An 18,728-nucleotide genomic window follows, 5' to 3' on the forward strand; every position below is an offset into this window, starting at 1 on the left:
TTTCAAACCCTTGTCTGCAGATTTTCGAAGTCTTAAAACGAAAAGATTTTCAATGAAAGAGGATGAAAATAGGATAGATAGTTGACTGTCTCAGCTATATTTTTGTTTAATGAGTAACTTTGGCTCTTACGTTAAAGCACTACGAAAAGAGTCCACACATTTAACGGAAGAATCCTAATTTATCTGAGGAAAACACTTTTGTCGCTTATAACCCTATCCCATAAGAGGAATAAATAAAAGGACTATAAAAGTATAGATAGAAAACAATAATCGAGTAGAAAGGAAGGGATTTGTTTTCTTTCTACTCGATTTTCACTTGTTAAGGGTTATGCTCTTTCCAAGTAAGCAGCAAGGCCATGACGTGGACCAAGGTATTTGGCGTCTATTGTAGTAATAGGCTTGATTTCTTCTATGACATATTTCTTTCCTTGATAATTGATGATTTGTCCAACTTGATACTCTGCGTTGAAACGAACCATCTGCTTCTTGCAGCGTTCAGAGACACCAAGGAAGAGCATACGACCAGTCCCATCTGAAAAGATCTCAATCTTTGGTGTAAACTTTCCGTAGTTGATATTGTACCATACCCCTATGACTATTGCTATGATTGCGCACAAGATAACAAGTGCAGCCATTATGTAATATGTGTTTATCTCCATTTGTGTATGATGATACGAAGGTTAGTTCTTTTGATACTTATTCATGTTCCAGTTTGCATAACGCTCAAGGTTCTTGTGTAGAACATCGGCCTGTGAGAAGTACTCCCATGGAATGTTATGGGCAGATATACCCAATACAGCACAATCAATAAATATGGTCTTTTGATATTTTCCGTAGTGGAAATAAACCTTATTGTGGTCAACACGTTCCAGTTTACCAAACATTGTTACAAAGCCGATGCCATCCTCGTAGATATGTAACTCCATGAAGGGTTGTTTCTCTTTCCATTTTATCAGCGTTCCTATTACTAAAAGAATTGCAATTATCCAGAGACCGTGAATCATAAAGTTTACTCCAGATGAGAGCCAGGCTACACCTTTCATCGAATTAGCAAAGTCTAACATGGCTTGCTGTACGTTTGGTATGCGTGTAATGCCATAAATAATAAGGAATACAACCCAACCTTGTATAACTCCCTTCCATTTTCCTTTCCCTACATATTGGCTTGCATCCAATATGTGTTTAGAAACTAATTTGTCTTCCATTTGGTTATTTAATAAGTTGTTTATTTGCTACAAAGGTATGAAAGTTCCTACAGATGAGCAATCTAAATAGGTCTTTTTTGATGTAAGATGGTCCCTCCTTTTGTCCATTTGACGTTATTTAATAGATTGAAAGGAATATTGTTTTCTTTTATTGTATAGGGCAGAACCGTTTGTGAAGGATATTAACTCTGTCTCTCAATGTGCTGCTGACTGGGCAATCCCCTTAAAGACAACGTTTCCTGTCATCTCTATTATCTCATGTAGACACTAAGTTTGTAAGTTTATAATCGGTTTACTTGAAATGTTATAAATGACAGGAAATGAATATATTCGTAATATAGTAGTATCGAGAAATTCCTCCTTACTCTATTTGAACTTTATCACAACGTATAATGAGGAGTCTCTCCTTATTATGTTTATCTATTGAGTAGATATTCCATCTTTTCTATGTTTCCTTTTAATTCAGCCTCGTTAGGTGTTGGATTCATGAATAGGGAGAGCGTTTCCTCTAACTGTTGTAAGGCCTTCAAGTTCTTCTGTTGTTTATATTCCTTGCGTAGTGTTTCAATCTTGGCAACGTTTTGTACACCTCTTATGATATGTTCAAAACGACGGCTTGAGTGCATTCCAGGATATACGATGTAGGTGTCGCCTGGTGTGAACAGCTTAAAGCGGCTGTCGTACATAGGGTTTTCTGTCCAATTCATCCATGCCCAGCGAAGGAAACCATTGAAGCCATTAGCAAGGCAATAGAGTGGGAGGTAGGTTGCTTCAATTGGTTCGTTGTTGCTACCCACATTTGGCATTGCATCAGGACAAGCCGTGTAGGAGGTGCTAATCCAACCTTTCGAATTTCTCAAAGCAAGGTCTTCTGGCGTGAACTGTTGCTTCCAAGCAATACAGTAATCATAGATCTTGTCGACAAGTTCCTTGTGGTAGTTTCCTGCTAACGACATCTTAATACCCGGTGCAGCCTCCTGCGCAATGCGATAGGCATCTTGCATAGCATCGAGGGCGCGTTCGTCCATTGCAATGACAGTTCTGTCAAACCAACCTCTCTGCTTCTGGTGGTCAGCAAAGGAACGTAGGAATGGAATCCACATGTCGCTGTATTCTTTGCTGTTGGTTGTTGTTTTTAGTTCCTTATAGCTTTTTGAGGCTTCGTCATAATAGGTGAAAGTCATGTCCCAAGGCACCATTGAGAAACAATTGATATCTCCATTGATTCCACAAGAGTCGAGGAACGAAATCCAACGGTCGAAGGCTGTATAGTCATACGACCATGTTCCGTCCGTTTTTCGTGTCGTCTCAATCATTGCATCGAACTTGTCATTGCTCTGTACGCCCCAAGGTTCGTAAAAGAGGATAGCTGAGGCATTGCGTTGTCCAGCACGTGCAAGCAGCTGCATATAAGGTCGGAGGATGTCAAGATGTGCTTGGCTCCAAGGTGCGACACCATAATATCTACTAACAGCGTAGGGTTGGTGCCAGAAATTGAGGTGGAAGTTATCAGAGAGGGAGAGCCTGCGATTGAGTACTTTTATGGTGAATGGGATGTTGCTGACAGTCTTACCGTCTTGCTGTAGCAATAAGTTTAATTTGTAGGACCCTGCTTTAATGTTCTGAGGAATCTCAATTGTGCACCAAGCAGACTTGCTATACATTGGATCGTCGGCCTTTATGCTGTCGTCACCAATGATATCGGGCATGAGCCAAGTTTGTAAGGAATCAGGGTGATTACCACAGTTTTGGAAGTCATCGGTGATAACGGCAGAAAGAAAATGAGCTGTAGCAGTCGACAGGAGTCGATTGCTACAGCTCATTGATAGTTTTAAGTTGCCCTTTACCATCTCTGGTAATGAGAACTCAAGTCCGATACGTTCGCCTTTCCAGGCTGTTATTTCTTTCTTTTCACTTGCTTTTTTTTTACAGCAAGTGGTGCTTTGGTCTGATGTGCCTTAGCTGCATCGACCATGTACTTAGAACGATCAACGTAAGGAAGAATGTCATATTCTCCATTAGTAATCGCCTTCAATGACAGACTTTTGAACTCAATGTCATAGCCGTCATTCTGTCCGCGTACCTCATAGAGGAAGCCTATGCGCTGGTTCTTCATAAGTACCATTGTTGAGTAGCAGGAAGATTCGTCGGTTACTCGTAAACCTTTCTTCCAGTTACTACCTAATGTTTGGGCAGTAGAGTAGTCTGCGTAGGATGCTAACTCCTTATAGAAGAAACCGACACTGTCACGACGTGCACTGAGTGGAACTGACTGAAGGGCAACAAAAAGCTTCTTACCGTCAGCTATTCTCTTTGCAGGAACAATCAAAATACCGCCATTGCAGGCATTTACTTGCTTGCCTGTCATATTCTGTGGCATAACCTCTTCTCCCCAGCTACCTGTAGCCTTCGCAGCATCTTTGTAAGTATAGATGTTGAAGCGTCGGCCTCCATAAACGTCACGGCAGCTAAGTAATACACTACCATCTGGCATCTCCTCAACCTTTGACTCGTCCTGTGCAATAGAAGGAGCCTTTGAAGGAGTACCTAAGACGTGCCATGTGTGACCGAAGTCATCAGAATAGATAACGAAAGTACCGCAACGGTCAACACCTTTCTGACGGATAGGATGTGCGATGTAAAGGCGATAGAACTTGCCATTACGGATGTAACGGCTCTGCATAATCTTACCTGATGTGAGGAAGATACCATCTGGATTACCACCATTAGGTAGCTTTCCATCGTAGAGACCATGAATCATCTCGGTAAGATCTGTTCCATTGTCCCATGTCTTACCACCATCAGTACTATGGAAGAAGTAAGCATGCTGCGGGTTCTGCCGAGTAGCTGTTTGGTAGGCACTCTTACCAGCTACACAATGAAGGAGCACATTGTCTGACGTACGGTCAGCAATGATGCTTGGATCACCGAACGCAGTACGGACGGGGTCGGCCGCATGTTCGTTACCTCGTGCCACGCAAACAGTGTCAGACCAAGTCTTACCAAAGTCCTTACTCGTCTTCATGACAATGTTTATCTGCCACAAACCATTTCTATTGTTCCATCCCACATCGGTATGACTAAGGCGGAAGTCGCAAGCAGCTAACAGTGTACCCTTACGTGTCTCAGTAATGGCTGGGATACGGTAAGGCACTGGGCTGTTCGCTCTATCAAAAACGATGGTGGTAAAACCATCATCGTTCTTGATATTGTTGTTCTTGTTTATTCCTACTGCACCTACTTGTAAGAGTGAGATACAGAGGTAAACAGTTAATAAGATCTTTTTATACATTAATCGTGATTAGGCGAATTAATACTAAAACTTATACTCTACAAATGCCTCCATTGCCTCGTAGCAAGCTAAGCCTAAGTCATCATAAAGCTTAGCAGTAGCACGGTTGCGGTCTTCTGAACGCTGCCAGAAGAGACGTTCGTCATTGCCAAGGAATGGTGCACTCTCCATCTGACTCTGATGCTTGAGGATTGAGTTACGTTTTGCACGCAGCTCCTCAGGACTGATAGGAACACACATTTCGATGTTCTCAATTTCCCATTCTGCCCATGCACCACGATACATCCATACACGGCAGTCCTTCAACCACTCTGCCTTAGCTTCCTTCTCAAGGTCGATAGCAGCAAGTACAGCATCTGTACACTTACGGTGAGTACCGTGTGGGTCAGCCAAGTCACCAGCTACATAAATCTGATGTGGCTTAACCTTAGAAATAAGTTCTCTTACAATATTCACGTCAGCTTCGCCCATTGGAAGCTTCTCAATCTTACCAGACTCATAGAAAGGAAGGTCGAGGAAATGAACATGGTCGAGTGGAATCTGGTTGAAAGTAGAAGCGGTACGAGCCTCACCACGACGGATAAGTCCCTTGATGGTACGGATATCCTGTGAGTCGATGTCTCCTTCCTTCTTGTTCTTCAAGAATTCCTTAATCTCTTTGTACTTAGACTTGATAACCTCATCTTGGCTGTTGATAAAGAGCTGGTTGAAACCGTTGATGAAGTGCATGAAGCGTACAACCTCCTCATCACCTACAGCGATGTTGCCTGATGTCTCGTAAGCTACGTGGACATCATGTCCCTGCTGTACCAAGCGGCGGAGGGTACCACCCATTGAGATAACATCATCGTCAGGGTGTGGAGAGAATACAATCACTCTCTTTGGGAATGGATTAGCACGTTCTGGACGATAGGTGTCGTCAGCATCTGGCTTACCACCTGGCCAACCTGTGATAGTATGCTGGAGGTCATTGAAAATCTTGATGTTAGCATTGTATGCTGAACCATAGAGTGCAAGGAGTTCGCTAAGACCATTCTCATTGTAGTCCTTGTTGGTCAACTTGAGAAGTGGCTTACCTGTAATCTGGCAGAGCCAAACCAGTGCAGAGCGTACCAACTTGTCTGTCCATTTGCATGATGCTACGAGCCAAGGGTGCTGAATACGTGTTAGTTTAGCTGCAGCAGAGAGGTCTATAACAACATGTGCATCGTTATGTGTCTGCAAGAAAGATGCTGGGACAGCGTCACTAACCTTACCTTCAACAGTCTTCTTAATAATGTCTGCCTTCTCTTCGCCCCATGCTGTAAGGTATATCTTACGTGCTGCGAGGATAGTGCTGACGCCCATGGTGATAGAACATGGAGGTACAGACTCCTGAGAACCAAAGCTCATTTTCATCTCCTCACGTGAAGTCTCGTCAATCAAGATAAGACGTGAAGCTGAGGTAATGCTTGAACCTGGTTCATTGGTAGCGATGTTACCCATACGGCCAATACCTAAAAGGATGACATCAAGGCCACCTAACTCCTTAATATGCTGTTCATACTGACGGCAATGTTCCTGTACATCGTCCTGAGTGATAGTACCATCTGGTGTAAAGATGTTCTCGGCATCAATATCAATATGATTTAAGAATCGATCTTTAAGCTGGTTGATACTGCGGTTTACGTTCTCTACGCTCAGTGGGAAGTACTCGTATGCATTGAAGATAACAACATTCTTGAAACTTAACTTGCCCTCCTGATGACGCTTGATAAGCTCTTGGAAGATAGGAGTGAGCGAAGAGCCAGAGCCAACGCCCATAACATACTTCCTTCCTTCCTGCTCTCTCTTCTTGATATCAGCCTCAAGATGATTAGCAATGTCGATAGTTCCTTCCTCAATAGTTGGGAAGATATCTGTAGGAAGTTTCTCAAAGCGTGTTATCTCAGAGCGTTCGATAGCTGTTGCAGGACGATAAAACTCCTCAGGTATTTGATTGAGTACGATTTGTGAACTTAGATTCAGTTTCATTACAAGTTCTCCTTTTCTATGTCTTTAAAGTATTTGTATGTTTCTACTGTTAGTTTGTCTGTTGCACTTTCATCACAAACAATGATGCCGTGCTCGTGCATCTGCAATGCACTGATTGTCCACTTCTGTGTGAGCGGACCTTCTACGGCTGCGCGCAAAGCCTCTGCCTTGTTATGACCATTTACAAGAATCAATACTTCCTTGGCATCCATTACAGTACCAACACCTACTGTCAGTGCATGTACAGGAACCTTGTTAGGGTCATTGTCAAAGAAACGTGAGTTTGCAATACGTGTATCTGAAGTCAATGTCTTGACGCGAGTACGTGAGCGAAGAGACGAACCTGGCTCGTTGAAGGCGATATGACCATCAGGACCGATACCACCCAAGAAGAGGTCGATACCACCTGCTTCACGAATCATCTCCTCATAGTGCTGGCACTCTGCTTCGAGGTTCTCTGCATTACCATTTAATATATGAATATTCTCCTTTGGGCAGTCAATATGATTGAAGAGGTTTTCTGCCATGAATGAATGATAACTCTGTGGATGGCTCTCAGGTAGTCCAACATACTCATCCATGTTGAATGTAACAACATTCTTGAAGCTTACTCTCTCTTCTTTATATGCCTTTACCAACTCAGCATACATGCCCTCTGGTGAAGAACCAGTTGGCAAACCGAGTACAAAAGGCTTGTCTTGATTCTTAGCAGCATTGATACGCTCAATAACGTAGTTTGCTGCCCATTTAGATAACTTCTCGTAATTAGGTTCTATGATTAATCTCATACTCTTTGGTTTTAATTATTATGTTTTGGTTTATTATGTTATTAATTCTATTCTTGTGCTTCTGACTTCTCTTTCTTCGTCTTGTCTGGATGGGTGAATGGTACGAACCATGTAACCAGTAAGGCTGGGATGGTACATATCAATACGAAGATAAAGAAGCGGCGATAACCTAAAATATCACTGAAAACCCCACTCAGCATACCTGGCAACATCACTCCTAAGTTCATGATACCACTTGCAAAGGCATAATGAGCCATCTGATGTTTGCCTGGTGCTATCTGTTGCATCATAAAGAGGGAGAGTCCAACAAAGCCGAAACCATACCCAAAGTATTCCATTACAATGGCACCACCAATCAACCAAAGGCTCTCTGGCTGATAGATAGCTAAGAATGTATAAGCTATGAATGGGATGTTGAATACCAATGCAAGTGAGAAGAGACTCTTCTGCAACCCTCTCCAAGCAATGTAATAGCCTGCAAGGATAGAGCCAATAACAAAGGCTGCAGCACCGAAGGTACCATAGCAGAGTCCAATCTCTTGTTCGCTCAATCCTAAACCTTGGTCAGCACGTGACGCTTTAAGGAAGAGAGGAACTATCTTCATAACGAAACCCTCTGCAAAACGATAGAGGATAATGAAGAATATATAATATATAATGTGTCTTTTCTTAAAGAAATCGACAAATACCTCTACCAGTTCTACTAATGACTCGTTTAGTGATTTGGGCGAATCTGTTGTAGCCTTCTTTGGATTTGGTAGGATGACGAAGTGGTAACAACCAATCACTATCATGATAGTAGCGATAATGAGCATGATAAACATCCATGCTTTTGTTACACCGAAATGCTCAATAAACGTACCAGCAAGGTAGACCAACCCACCTGTAGCTGCTATCTTCGCAATGTTATAGAAAGCTCCTTGCCAGCCGATCCACCTTGCTTGCTCTTCATTTGAGAGCACAGACATATAGGTTCCGTCCGCAGCAATATCGTGCGTAGCGCCGCTCATAGCAATAACCGCAAGTATCGCTATTGTAACAGGGAAGAAGAAAGGAAGATGAAGGGCAAAGGCTACTAAGGCAAAAAGCACACCTGTAAGCAGCTGTGTCAATACAACAAAGAACTTCTTTGTCTTATAGATCTCTAAGAACGGACTCCATAGTGGTTTCAAGGTCCATGGAAGCATGATAAGAGATGTCCAAAAGGCTATCTGCCCATCAGATACTCCCATTCCTTTATACATTAATGTACATACCATGTTAAGTACGACGAAAGGCATACCCATGGCGAAATAAAGCGTAGGAACCCATGTTGCAGGACTATGCAGCTTTTTATTTTCTTCTTTTAGGTTCTTAGGGTTTAGACTCATTTTCTTTATCTATGATTTTCTAAAGAAAGTAACAGTTGAAGAGGTGGTTTTACTTATCTAAAAGGTTAAATTTAACTTTAATTTACCAATGAGATGAACCTCTTGTTATGAGAACTGCACTCCCTTAATTCTAACTATTGTATTTATAACGCTTATAAACGCTTTTTATTGTATGCGTATTTGGTATTTTCAATGAAAATAATTAAATTTGCATAGAATAAAAAAATACGTTTATAAATCATTACCTATAATTATGTGGCTGAATTCTTATTCCCATCTTTTTAAGGCAACGATAGCTTGTACAAGCTTATTATTCTCGCCGGTAGTTCTTTCAACGGTTCATGCTCAGGAACAGAATGTTGTTGTGATTAACCCGACTGACTCTCCTTCAGATATTGTTCGTAAGGCTGCAAATGTTGTTCCTTCTGCTCGTCAGTTCAATTGGCAGCGTCAGGAGCTTACTGCTTTCTTGCACTATGGTGTTAATACCTATACTGGTAGAGAGTGGGGAGATGGCAAGGAGTCGCCTGCTATCTTCAATCCTACCAACCTTGATGCAGACCAGTGGATACGTGAGTTAAAGGCTGCAGGCTTCAAGTGTGCCATCCTTACTTGTAAACACCACGATGGTTTCTGTTTGTGGCCATCGGCTTATACGGAGCATAGCGTTAAACACTCGCCTTGGAAGAATGGTAAGGGTGATGTCGTCCGTGAGGTGAGCGATGCTTGTAAGAAGTATGGTATGGAATTTGGTGTTTACCTTTCTCCTTGGGACCGTAATTCTCCGTTGTATGGAACCGACGCTTATAATGATTTCTTTGTTAAGCAGTTGACAGAATTGCTTACGCAATATGGTAAGATAAGCGAGGTCTGGTTTGATGGTGCTTGTGGTGAGGGTCCAAACGGTAAGAAGCAGGTGTATGACTTTGTACGTTGGTATGAGCTTATCCGTAAGCTACAGCCTGAGGCCGTGATAGCTGTTATGGGACCTGATGTACGTTGGGTTGGAACAGAGACAGGACGTGGTCGTGAGATGGAATGGAGTGTTGTGCCTAAGGATAATCTCGACCAGGATGCTATTGCGAAGAACTCACAGCAGGAGGTGCTGACGGCACCTGTTGGCGATATGATGGGTCAGGACCTTGGTAGTCGCAAGAAGATTGAGAAGGCAAAGTCGCTCGTCTGGTATCCAGCTGAGATTGATGTGTCTATTCGTCCAGGTTGGTTCTATCATGAGGAACAGGACAGTAAGGTCAAGTCTCCAAAGGAGTTGATGGATATCTACTTTACTTCTGTAGGAATGAATGGCGTACTTCTCCTAAATCTCCCTCCTAATAAGGAAGGTAGACTGTCTGATGCTGATGTGAGAAGTCTTCGTGGTTTCCGCCAGTTGTATGTAACAACCTTCACTGATAACCTCTTAGCGAAGGCTAAGGTTACTTGTTCTCTGTCAGAGGGGAAGGGCCGCAATGTCATTGATGATAATTATGACACCTCTGTACGTCCTAAGATGAAGGACGGTAAGGCGGTCTTCTCATTTAAACTGAACAAACCTGTCACCTTCAATGTCTTGTCTGTTCAGGAGGATATCCGTAAGGGGCAGCGTGTAGAAAAGTTCTTACTCGAAGTAAAGGATGCCAAGGGTAATTGGAAGAAAGTTACTGAGGGAACAACTGTTGGGCATAAGCGTTTGTTGAAATTCCCTGTTGAGACCGCTAAGGAGGTGCGCCTTATCATTAGTGAGGTGCGTGCCGTACCTGCTATCTCTGAGATTGGTTTGTACCGATTAAGAGATTAAGCGGCCACCACTTAGGCTTAATAAGACAAGCAATACAATAAATGGACGTACAAAGTGTGCGTCCATTTTTTATTTTAAGTCTGGTGTGTTATTGGTTAATAGCAATCATTTTCCGTCCGAACAGCGTATGTACAAGGTGCTTGTGAGTCTATCTATGGAGAAGTATCTGTTCTTGTGTTTACCTTTGTTCAATCCTTTTATGTCCTATTCCAAAGGTCTCATATCGTTGACAATTATGTGCCGTTTGATATACGCTGCCCAAAGTAAGAGGAGTAGGAATAGTAGACAATCTTCTATATTACGATACTGTTGTCTTATTCCTTTTATTTCCAATGACTCTTAATCTTATCTTCTCAACCCGTATTATTGCTTCTTAAATATCAATAGGTTGTCTGCGTATTCCTTCCAGTCAGCCACTCCACAGCTGCTACCAGTTGGTGTGCGATAGAAGGTGTTGCCGTTGTTTCCACCTGTCAGATAGATGGCATCGGTAAAACCGTAGTCGGCAAGGGCTTGTGCAAAGTCGTAGAGCGACTCATTGTGGATTGTCTCAACATACCAGATGGCCGTAGAGCCTGCCTTACGAGCCAAGGCACAGCGTGTCACCTTACCCTTTAAGGCAAACTGTCGCTCACATATTTGTCCTGCTGATACGAGTGCAAATTGACGGAACATACTGCCATTGTGGGCTTTGACATACTCTTTTATGGAATCGTCCTGACCGATACCTATTTGCCACTTGTCGCCAGCGATAATCACAAAGCCTGCCTTATTATGGTTGCTTGCATACTCCTTACCTTGATAGATAAAGTCGCCTATGTATTTGTATTGATGGTTTTCATCCCAATAGAAGTCCCAGCCATGTGTGACAAGACAGACGGTAGAGTCGCTGTCAGAAGGGGCCGTACGAGATAGAGTAGGCGTGAGTCCGTGTAGTTCGTATAGTCTCATACCCACGCCATAGAGCGAGTCTACCTTCATTGTCACCCCTTGTAAAGTGTCTGTCGGCATCTTCTCTAAATCGCGAATGACTTCTGTTGACGTACGACTCAGTGGGTAGTCAAAGGCAAGGGTACGGTTCATTGCTTTCTGCCAGAAGTAGAAGGTTGTAGCCGAAAGGACGAGAATAACAAGCAGAACAAGACCTTTCCACCATCTGCGGGATGCTGGTTGCTGCTTGTCTGTTGGCTGAGAAGGCTTGAATCCTTCACCTCCTAAGAACTGAATATCGTCGTCATTATAGGTCATTCTGCTTTTGTTTTATACCCTCTTCAAGCAGCTGCAGCGCTTTATGAGAGATGGAGTTGAGTACTATCTTTTGTGGTATTTCTTTCCTCCAAAGGCTCAGCTGGTCTTTCTTAGTGTCTATTCTACAGATATAGTGAAGGTTGAGAACATATTGTTTACCCACCCTTACAAATACAATTTCCTGTTGTCTCATCTGTTGATCAATGAGCTCTGTGATGGCTTTAAGGTTCATCCATAACTGTAACTCCTCCCCATTTGAAAGCGTCATCACACAGTAGTTGCCGTCTGACCGGATATAAAGTATCTCGTCAAACGCCAGTCGCATCATCTCAGTGCTCCCGTTTTGTATGATTAACAGCTGTTTCACTCTCTATTGCTAACAGATTGTTATACTTCTGCAAATGTAGTAATAAAAAGCTATACTCTTGTTGCTTTGTATCGAAAATCTATTCTTTTCAGTCAATCAATGCCTTAGAATAGCTACTAACAGAAGTCTTCTCGATGGGTTACATACAGGTCGATAAAGAGTTTAACTCTTGCCAACAACTCCCTTATATGTGTCCATATAGCCCTCGGATGGCGTACGTCATCAGCATTATAACCCACTGCTTTAATGTTCATCTTGTCTGCTAAGAAGATGCTACGCTCGTTGTGCCATTTTTGAGAGATGATAATCATGTCATGAATACCGAAATTTTGTTTGCTATTCCTCAAAGACAGCAGGGTACGATAGCCTTGTCCGTCCATCATGATGATGCTATCTGGCACACCCCTTTCTATCAGGTCGTGGCGCATTGTTTGTGGTTCGTCATATCCTTCTCGCCTGTCTCCACTAATGATAAGCTGTCTGAACTTCCCGTGTTTGTAGAGTTCTGCTGTCGCATTGATACGTGCCAAGTAAAACGAACTTGGTCTTTTACCGTCTCTTGTCTTTGGGTTAGTGCCGAGCAACAAGGCTGTCTGCATAGTGGGAACGTCATTGATGTTACTGAATGTCCTACCTTCTGCATTCCTGTCAACACTGATGTTGCATAGTGCGATGATGATGACAAGTATGACAAGGATAGCGATGGAGGAATAAAGTATTTGTCTTCTTCGTTTCATCTGATTATGTATTTATTGAATCATTACGTATGAGTGTACTTTGTCTTGATACCTTTTCTGATTATCTCGATGCAAAGTTATACTTTCTCTCTTACCAATCACCATCTTTCTTCCACCTGCTGATGAAATGGTAGTGAGCGTGTATGAAATAGCGTAGTTTGTCTTTATTTAGATAAAACATTCCTTTGTACTTCATTGCCGAGCATCATAAATTATTGAGCGTAGTCTTTTTTTCGTGGGAAAATATGTGGGGGAAATTCACTTGTAACGGCAGAAACTGGCTTTCTGTGAGTTCTGTATGTGTACAAAACTTACATTTATCTATCAGAGAAGGGTCTGACTCTTTTGTTTTCACTTACATGCTTATAGTGTATCTCGGCAATCACGCCATATTTTGAGAGAATTAATAAGATAGCAAAAAAACTTTACATGCGTGTTAGCTAAATATTCTCTTAGATGGTGAAGGATATGTCTTGCAGTAGCATATATAATATTCAATAAATCAGTATGTTATGAATAGCATTAAAGAAGACGCCCTTCTTGCTCCAAGAAGGGCGTCTTCTGTCAGCAAGAAGGGCATGTTCTCGAGTGAAGAAGGGCCTTTTCTTGTCCCATCTCTGCGCCCTTTCTGAATGGAGAGAAAAGTTGTAAGCGAAATATCCCAACATTTTTTGTCTGTCCATTGTGTGTTCTCTCTTCTATTATCTGTCATTTAATAGGGTTAACCTCTGTAATTTGTTCTGTGAGAGAAACACCTCCCCACCTTCTTAGCCTTCGTTCCGTTTAGATAGAGAAAGCATTCCCCTGCACTTCACCCTTCGTTCCGTTCTCATTAAGAAAATTGTCAACGATAGCAGAAACGCTCTGTGCTCTCTGTCGGCCGGAGGCCTTCTGTGGGTTCGAAACGTGAGTAAACAGGCTCCGTGAACTCTGTGAGCTCTGTGAGAGAAAAAAATACCCAGCACTTCACCCTTTGCTCCCTTCAGTGGGAATACAAACTCCAATCCGTTTGAATCTATCGTATATACAGGAAAAGCCGTTACCTCAGATGAAGTAACGGCTTGTGTATGTTTGAGAGAAAAATCTCTTACTTCTCGATAGCTGCAACGCCTGGGAGCACCTTACCCTCGATAGCCTCGAGCATAGCACCACCACCAGTAGAAACGTATGAAACCTTGTCAGCAAGACCGAACTTGTTAACAGCAGCAACAGAGTCACCACCACCAACGAGTGAGTAAGCACCGTTCTCCTGAGTTGCCTGTGCTACAGCCTTAGCAATCTCACCAGTACCCTTAGCGAAGTTCTCCAACTCGAACACGCCTACAGGACCGTTCCAAAGGATTGTCTTAGAAGCGAGGATAATCTTCTTCCATGCCTCGATGCTCTCCTCTGATGCGTCCATACCTTCCCACTCATCAGGAATCTGGTCGATAGGGAATACCTTGCGCTCAGTGTCGTTAGAGAAGTCTTTACCGCAAACAGTGGCTACTGAGAGTGAAAGGTTTACGCCCTTCTCCTTAGCAGCAGCGATTACGTTCAATGCCTCTGGCATCAAGTCGTCCTCGTGGAGAGACTTACCAATCTTACCACCCTGTGCCTTGATGAAGGTATAACCCATACCACCGCCGATGATAAGGTTGTCTACCTTGTCGAGGAGGTTCTTGATTACACCGAGCTTAGAGCTTACCTTTGAACCACCGATGATAGCGGTGAATGGATGCTGAGCGTTCTTCAATACGTTATTGATAGCTGTAACCTCTTTCTCCATGAGGTAGCCTAACATCTTGTGGTCTGCATCGAAATAGTCAGCGATAACTGCTGTAGATGCATGCTTGCGGTGAGCTGTACCGAAGGCGTCGTTTACATATACGTCAGCGTATGAAGCGAGCTTCTTAGCGAAGTCCTTCTGACGATCCTTCATCTCTGCCTTTGCAGCGTCATACTCTGGTGTACCCTTCTCAACACCTACTGGTTTGCCTTCCTCTTCTGGGTAGTAACGAAGGTTCTCAAGCAAGAGAGCCTCGCCTGGCTTTAGTGCAGCAGCCTCAGCCTCAGCGTTACCAGCGTCCTTAGCGAACTTAACCTCGACACCAAGAGCATCACTTACGTTCTTAACAATCTGGCTCAATGAGAGCTCTGGCTTTACCTTTCCCTTTGGCTTACCCATGTGGCTCATCATAATGAGGGCGCCACCGTCGGCCAATATCTTCTTTAGTGTTGGCAGAGCACCACGGATACGTGTGTCGTCAGTTACGTGGCCCTTCTCATCCAAAGGCACATTGAAGTCTACGCGGACGATAGCTTTATGTCCTGCGAAGTTAAAATCGTTAATTTTCATTTGTTCTTTATTATTTGTAATGTTATTATTTCCTTGTGGCAAAAATACTAATTTTTAATGGATTGGTGAAATCAAACACTATCTTTTTTGTATATTTGCAGAAAAATAAGATGGTAATGAAAGATTCGGTTATTATTGTTAGTGGTGGGTTAGACTCCATTACGTTGCTTTATGATAAGGCGGAGACTATCGCCTTGGCTATCTCTTTCGACTATGGTCAGAATCACGGGTCTAAGGAACTGCCTTATGCTCAGTATCATTGTGAGAAGTTGGGTATCCCGCATATTACTATCCCTTTGTCGTTTATGCACGAGTATTTTAAGAGTTCGCTACTTGATGGTGCTGAGGCTATTCCAGAGGGACATTATGCGGAGGAGAATATGAAATCGACGGTTGTTCCTTTCCGTAATGGTATTATGCTTGCGATAGCGACGGGTATTGCTGAGAGTCATGAGTTGAAGCGTGTGTATATTGCTAACCATGGTGGCGACCATACCATTTATCCTGACTGCCGTCCTGAGTTTATCAATGCGATGAATGGTGCTACGGAGGCGGGCACTTTTGTGAAGGTTTGTGTTGAGGCTCCTTATACGGAGATTACTAAGGCTGAAATCGTGGCACGTGGTGCTGCGTTGGGAATTGACTATGCTAAGACTTGGAGTTGCTATAAGGGTAGCGACGTACACTGTGGTAAGTGTGGTACGTGTGTAGAACGTAGAGAAGCCTTTGAAGCGGCGGGAGTGAAGGACCCGACTGTTTATAGTGAGGATTAACAGCATTTGGCTGTTGCTGCTTATCCTTTGATTGCTAAAAATAAAAAGGGGATGTGCCATAATAAGGACGTCCCTCTTTTTGTATCCTCATACTTACCCTGTCAGCAAAAAGGTCTACCTTTTTTGGCAAAAGGGTTGACCTTTTTCGCAAAAAGGGTCTACCTTTTTACTATAAGGAGCGATTGTTTTTACAAAGATCTTGCTTGTTACTAAAAAAAACGAGGATGCGTCTGGTTTGACACACCCTCGTCTCGTTATTTATCCCCTGTTGGGATTAAGTTAATAGTTGTTCTGCCATATTTGCCGCAGCTCTTCTTCCGTCTCCCATAGCAAGGATGACAGTTGCACCACCACGTACGATGTCACCACCAGCAAAGATTTCTGGCTGCGAACTCTGCATCTGGTCGTTGACAACAATGGTGTCTTTGCGACCTAATTCAAGTCCCTTTACAGACTTAGGTACCAATGGATTAGGTGATACACCTACAGCAACGATGACCTGATCGCACTCAACAGTGACGGTCTCACCAGTCAATTCAGGTCGGCAGCGTCCGCTTGCGTCTGGTTCTCCGAGTTTCATTACGTCTAAGACAGCGGCACATACGCGGCCCTTCTCATCTGCCTTATATTCCTGTGGATTATGAAGAGTGAGGAAGTTGATACCCTCTTCTTTAGCATGTTTCACCTCTTCAAGACGTGCAGGCATCTCGGCTTCAGAACGACGATAGACAAGTGTGACGTCTGCGCCTAATCGTTTGGCAGTACGACAAGAGTCCATAGCTGTGTTACCACCACCGATAACCAAGACTTTCTTACCCATAATAATAGGTGTATCGGTCTCTGGATTGGCTGCGTCCATGAGGTTTACACGTGTCAGATACTCGTTACTTGAAAGGATGTTGATAGCGTTCTCGCCTGGAATACCCATGAAGTTAGGCAATCCGGCACCTGAACCAACGAAGATACCCTTGAAGCCTTTCTCCTTTAAGTCTTCTATACTGATGGTCTTACCGACGATAGTATCGGTCTGGAAGTGTACGCCTATGCGACGAAGATTATCTATTTCGACATCAACAATCTTATTTGGTAGACGGAACTCAGGGATACCATATTTCAAAACACCGCCAATCTCGTGCAGTGCCTCAAATACATAAACCTCGAAGCCACGTTTTGCCATGTCGCCAGCAAAGCTTAAGCCTGCAGGACCAGAACCGATAACAGCTACCTTGATACCATTGGATGGTGCAACGTCTGGCAATGCCATGTGTCCGCTTTCACGCTCGTAGTCGGCTGCGAAACGCTCAAGATAGCCGATGGCTACGGCTGGTGACTTCATCTTCAAGTGGATACAACGGCTCTCACATTGCTTCTCTTGTGGACAAACACGACCGCATACGGCTGGTAGGGCAGATGTTTCCTTGAGTATCTTGGCTGCTTCGAGGAAGTCGCCACGCTCTATATTCTTAATGAAGTCTGGTATGTGAATGTTTACAGGACAGCCCTCTACGCAAGAAGGTTTCGGACAGTCGAGGCAGCGTTTAGCCTCTTGCATAGCCATTTCTGGGGTTAGTCCGATATTTACCTCCTCTAAACGGGTCTTCGCACGATAGTCTGCATCTAACTCTGGCATCTTCACACGCTCAATAGCTGTGCGTTCCTTTGGCTTGAGGGCCTTGCGTAACGTGGTGCGCCAATCGGCTCCCTCCAGATCTTCTGATAGGAGGGCTGTAGGTGATGAGGTGTTTTCTTCTTGACAGTTTGCTGCTCCATTTTCTGCGTTGTTCTTATCTCCTGTCTTCCCTTGAGCCTCTTTTTCTGACTTGTTTCCCGCCAGGCACTCCCCTCCTTCGGAGGGGTTGGGGGAGGTCTCAATCTCCTTAAACGTCCCCATTCGCTTGAACATCTCATCCCAGTCGACGAGGTCGCCATCGAATTCAGGACCATCAATGCAGACAAAGCGGGTTTTACCACCAATTGTAAGGCGGCAAGCACCACACATTCCAGTTCCGTCCACCATAATAGTATTGAGTGAAACATCGTTAGGAATGCCGTATTTTTTTGCTAAAAGAGAGGTGAACTTCATCATGATAGGAGGTCCGATAGCTAACACCTTGTCTACGTGTTCGCGTTGTATCACCTTCTCAACGCCCACGGTGATGACACCTTTCTCTCCGTAGGAGCCATCATCGGTCATGATGATAACCTCATCAGAGTATTTCTTTACGTCGTCTACCATGATAACTAACTCCTTAGTACGACCGGCGAGGACAGAGATTACTCTGTTACCAGCCTGCTTCAAGGCTGTAAGGATAGGTAGGATGGCGGCAATACCAATACCACCACCCGCACAGATAATCGTACCATAGTTCTCGATGTGGGATGGAGTACCGAGTGGTCCGACAATATCAACAATCTCATCGCCTTCATTCAACTGGCAAAGCTTTGTTGATGAGCGTCCTACCTCTTGGATAACCATGGTGAGCGTACCCTTTACTGGGTCCGATTTCGCAATGGTGTAAGGTACACGTTCGCTGTGGTTGTCAACACGCACGATGATAAAGTTACCTGGACGGCAGCTTCGTGCAATGAGTGGTGCTTCTACTTCTAAGCAGAAAACCTTCTCTGAAAACTGTTGTTTACGGATAATCTTGTTCATGGAGTGGTAATAGATATGAAAAGTACGGTCCCTATATTCCACTTATACAATGGGTGTTATCCAATTGGATAGAGGTGTATGAAGATAGAATAAGGTTAGATACTTTATTTGTTTAAATTAGTTGTTCGCGGTAATGATGCCCC

Annotated in this window: 14 protein-coding genes; 2 read left to right on the forward strand and 12 right to left on the reverse strand. The window is 43.5% G+C overall.

Annotation, left to right across the window (positions count from 1 at the left end):
• Positions 1–326: 326 nt before the first annotated feature.
• The 7 genes from CHB62_RS09525 to CHB62_RS09555 all read right to left on the reverse strand — a co-directional run bounded on the left by CHB62_RS09525 (position 327) and on the right by CHB62_RS09555 (position 8,668).
• Positions 327–659, reverse strand: coding sequence for a hypothetical protein (locus tag CHB62_RS09525; protein ID WP_089366644.1), 333 nt, complete (start codon positions 657–659; stop codon positions 327–329).
• Positions 660–680: 21 nt separating this feature from the next.
• The gene (locus CHB62_RS09530; protein WP_089366645.1) at positions 681–1,205 is read right to left on the reverse strand and encodes a hypothetical protein; all 525 of its coding nucleotides are present in this window, start codon (positions 1,203–1,205) and stop codon (positions 681–683) included.
• A gap of 416 nt (positions 1,206–1,621) precedes the next feature.
• Positions 1,622–3,106: a DUF4091 domain-containing protein gene (locus tag CHB62_RS09535; RefSeq protein WP_394341642.1), complete on the reverse strand. Its 1,485-nt coding sequence runs from the start codon at positions 3,104–3,106 to the stop codon at positions 1,622–1,624.
• A complete protein-coding gene (locus tag CHB62_RS09540; protein ID WP_089366647.1) occupies positions 3,103–4,497 on the reverse strand; it encodes a sialidase family protein in 1,395 nt (464 codons plus the stop codon). Before CHB62_RS09540 ends, CHB62_RS09535 begins: the two co-directional genes overlap by 4 nt.
• 24 nt (positions 4,498–4,521) lie before the next feature.
• Positions 4,522–6,510, reverse strand: coding sequence for a glucosamine-6-phosphate deaminase (locus CHB62_RS09545; RefSeq protein ID WP_089366648.1), 1,989 nt, complete (start codon positions 6,508–6,510; stop codon positions 4,522–4,524).
• Complete coding sequence (gene nagB, locus CHB62_RS09550) at positions 6,510–7,298, reverse strand: glucosamine-6-phosphate deaminase (RefSeq protein ID WP_089366649.1); 789 nt, start codon at positions 7,296–7,298, stop codon at positions 6,510–6,512. The genes CHB62_RS09545 and nagB overlap by 1 nt, the downstream gene beginning before the upstream one ends.
• A gap of 47 nt (positions 7,299–7,345) precedes the next feature.
• The gene (locus CHB62_RS09555) at positions 7,346–8,668 is read right to left on the reverse strand and encodes an MFS transporter (RefSeq protein ID WP_089366650.1); all 1,323 of its coding nucleotides are present in this window, start codon (positions 8,666–8,668) and stop codon (positions 7,346–7,348) included.
• 253 nt (positions 8,669–8,921) lie between these two features.
• Between CHB62_RS09555 and CHB62_RS09560 the strand changes: the two genes are divergently transcribed.
• Positions 8,922–10,466 (forward strand): alpha-L-fucosidase, encoded by a 1,545-nt coding sequence (locus CHB62_RS09560; protein WP_089366651.1) that lies wholly within the window; start codon positions 8,922–8,924, stop codon positions 10,464–10,466.
• 363 nt (positions 10,467–10,829) lie between these two features.
• Here the strand turns inward: CHB62_RS09560 and CHB62_RS09565 are convergent, their stop codons facing one another.
• The 4 genes from CHB62_RS09565 to CHB62_RS09585 form a co-directional block, all read right to left on the reverse strand.
• The gene (locus CHB62_RS09565) at positions 10,830–11,714 is read right to left on the reverse strand and encodes a hypothetical protein (RefSeq protein WP_089366652.1); all 885 of its coding nucleotides are present in this window, start codon (positions 11,712–11,714) and stop codon (positions 10,830–10,832) included.
• The gene (locus CHB62_RS09570; RefSeq protein WP_240616303.1) at positions 11,704–12,081 is read right to left on the reverse strand and encodes a LytTR family DNA-binding domain-containing protein; all 378 of its coding nucleotides are present in this window, start codon (positions 12,079–12,081) and stop codon (positions 11,704–11,706) included. The genes CHB62_RS09565 and CHB62_RS09570 overlap by 11 nt, the downstream gene beginning before the upstream one ends.
• Before the next feature lie 116 nt (positions 12,082–12,197).
• On the reverse strand, positions 12,198–12,818 hold the full coding sequence (locus tag CHB62_RS09575) for a SanA/YdcF family protein (RefSeq protein ID WP_089366654.1): 621 nt from the start codon (positions 12,816–12,818) through the stop codon (positions 12,198–12,200).
• 1,087 nt (positions 12,819–13,905) lie between these two features.
• Positions 13,906–15,156 (reverse strand): phosphoglycerate kinase, encoded by a 1,251-nt coding sequence (locus CHB62_RS09585; RefSeq protein WP_089366656.1) that lies wholly within the window; start codon positions 15,154–15,156, stop codon positions 13,906–13,908.
• A gap of 116 nt (positions 15,157–15,272) precedes the next feature.
• Between CHB62_RS09585 and queC the strand changes: the two genes are divergently transcribed.
• A complete protein-coding gene (gene queC, locus CHB62_RS09590; RefSeq protein ID WP_089366686.1) occupies positions 15,273–15,929 on the forward strand; it encodes a 7-cyano-7-deazaguanine synthase QueC in 657 nt (218 codons plus the stop codon).
• Between the two features lie 274 nt (positions 15,930–16,203).
• On the opposite strand, the gene CHB62_RS09595 is transcribed toward queC, so the two are convergent.
• Positions 16,204–18,585: a bifunctional dihydroorotate dehydrogenase B NAD binding subunit/NADPH-dependent glutamate synthase gene (locus CHB62_RS09595; RefSeq protein WP_089366657.1), complete on the reverse strand. Its 2,382-nt coding sequence runs from the start codon at positions 18,583–18,585 to the stop codon at positions 16,204–16,206.
• Positions 18,586–18,728: the final 143 nt, after the last annotated feature.

Source organism: Prevotella jejuni, from assembly GCF_900187995.1.
Taxonomy (GTDB): Bacteria; Bacteroidota; Bacteroidia; order Bacteroidales; family Bacteroidaceae; genus Prevotella; species Prevotella jejuni.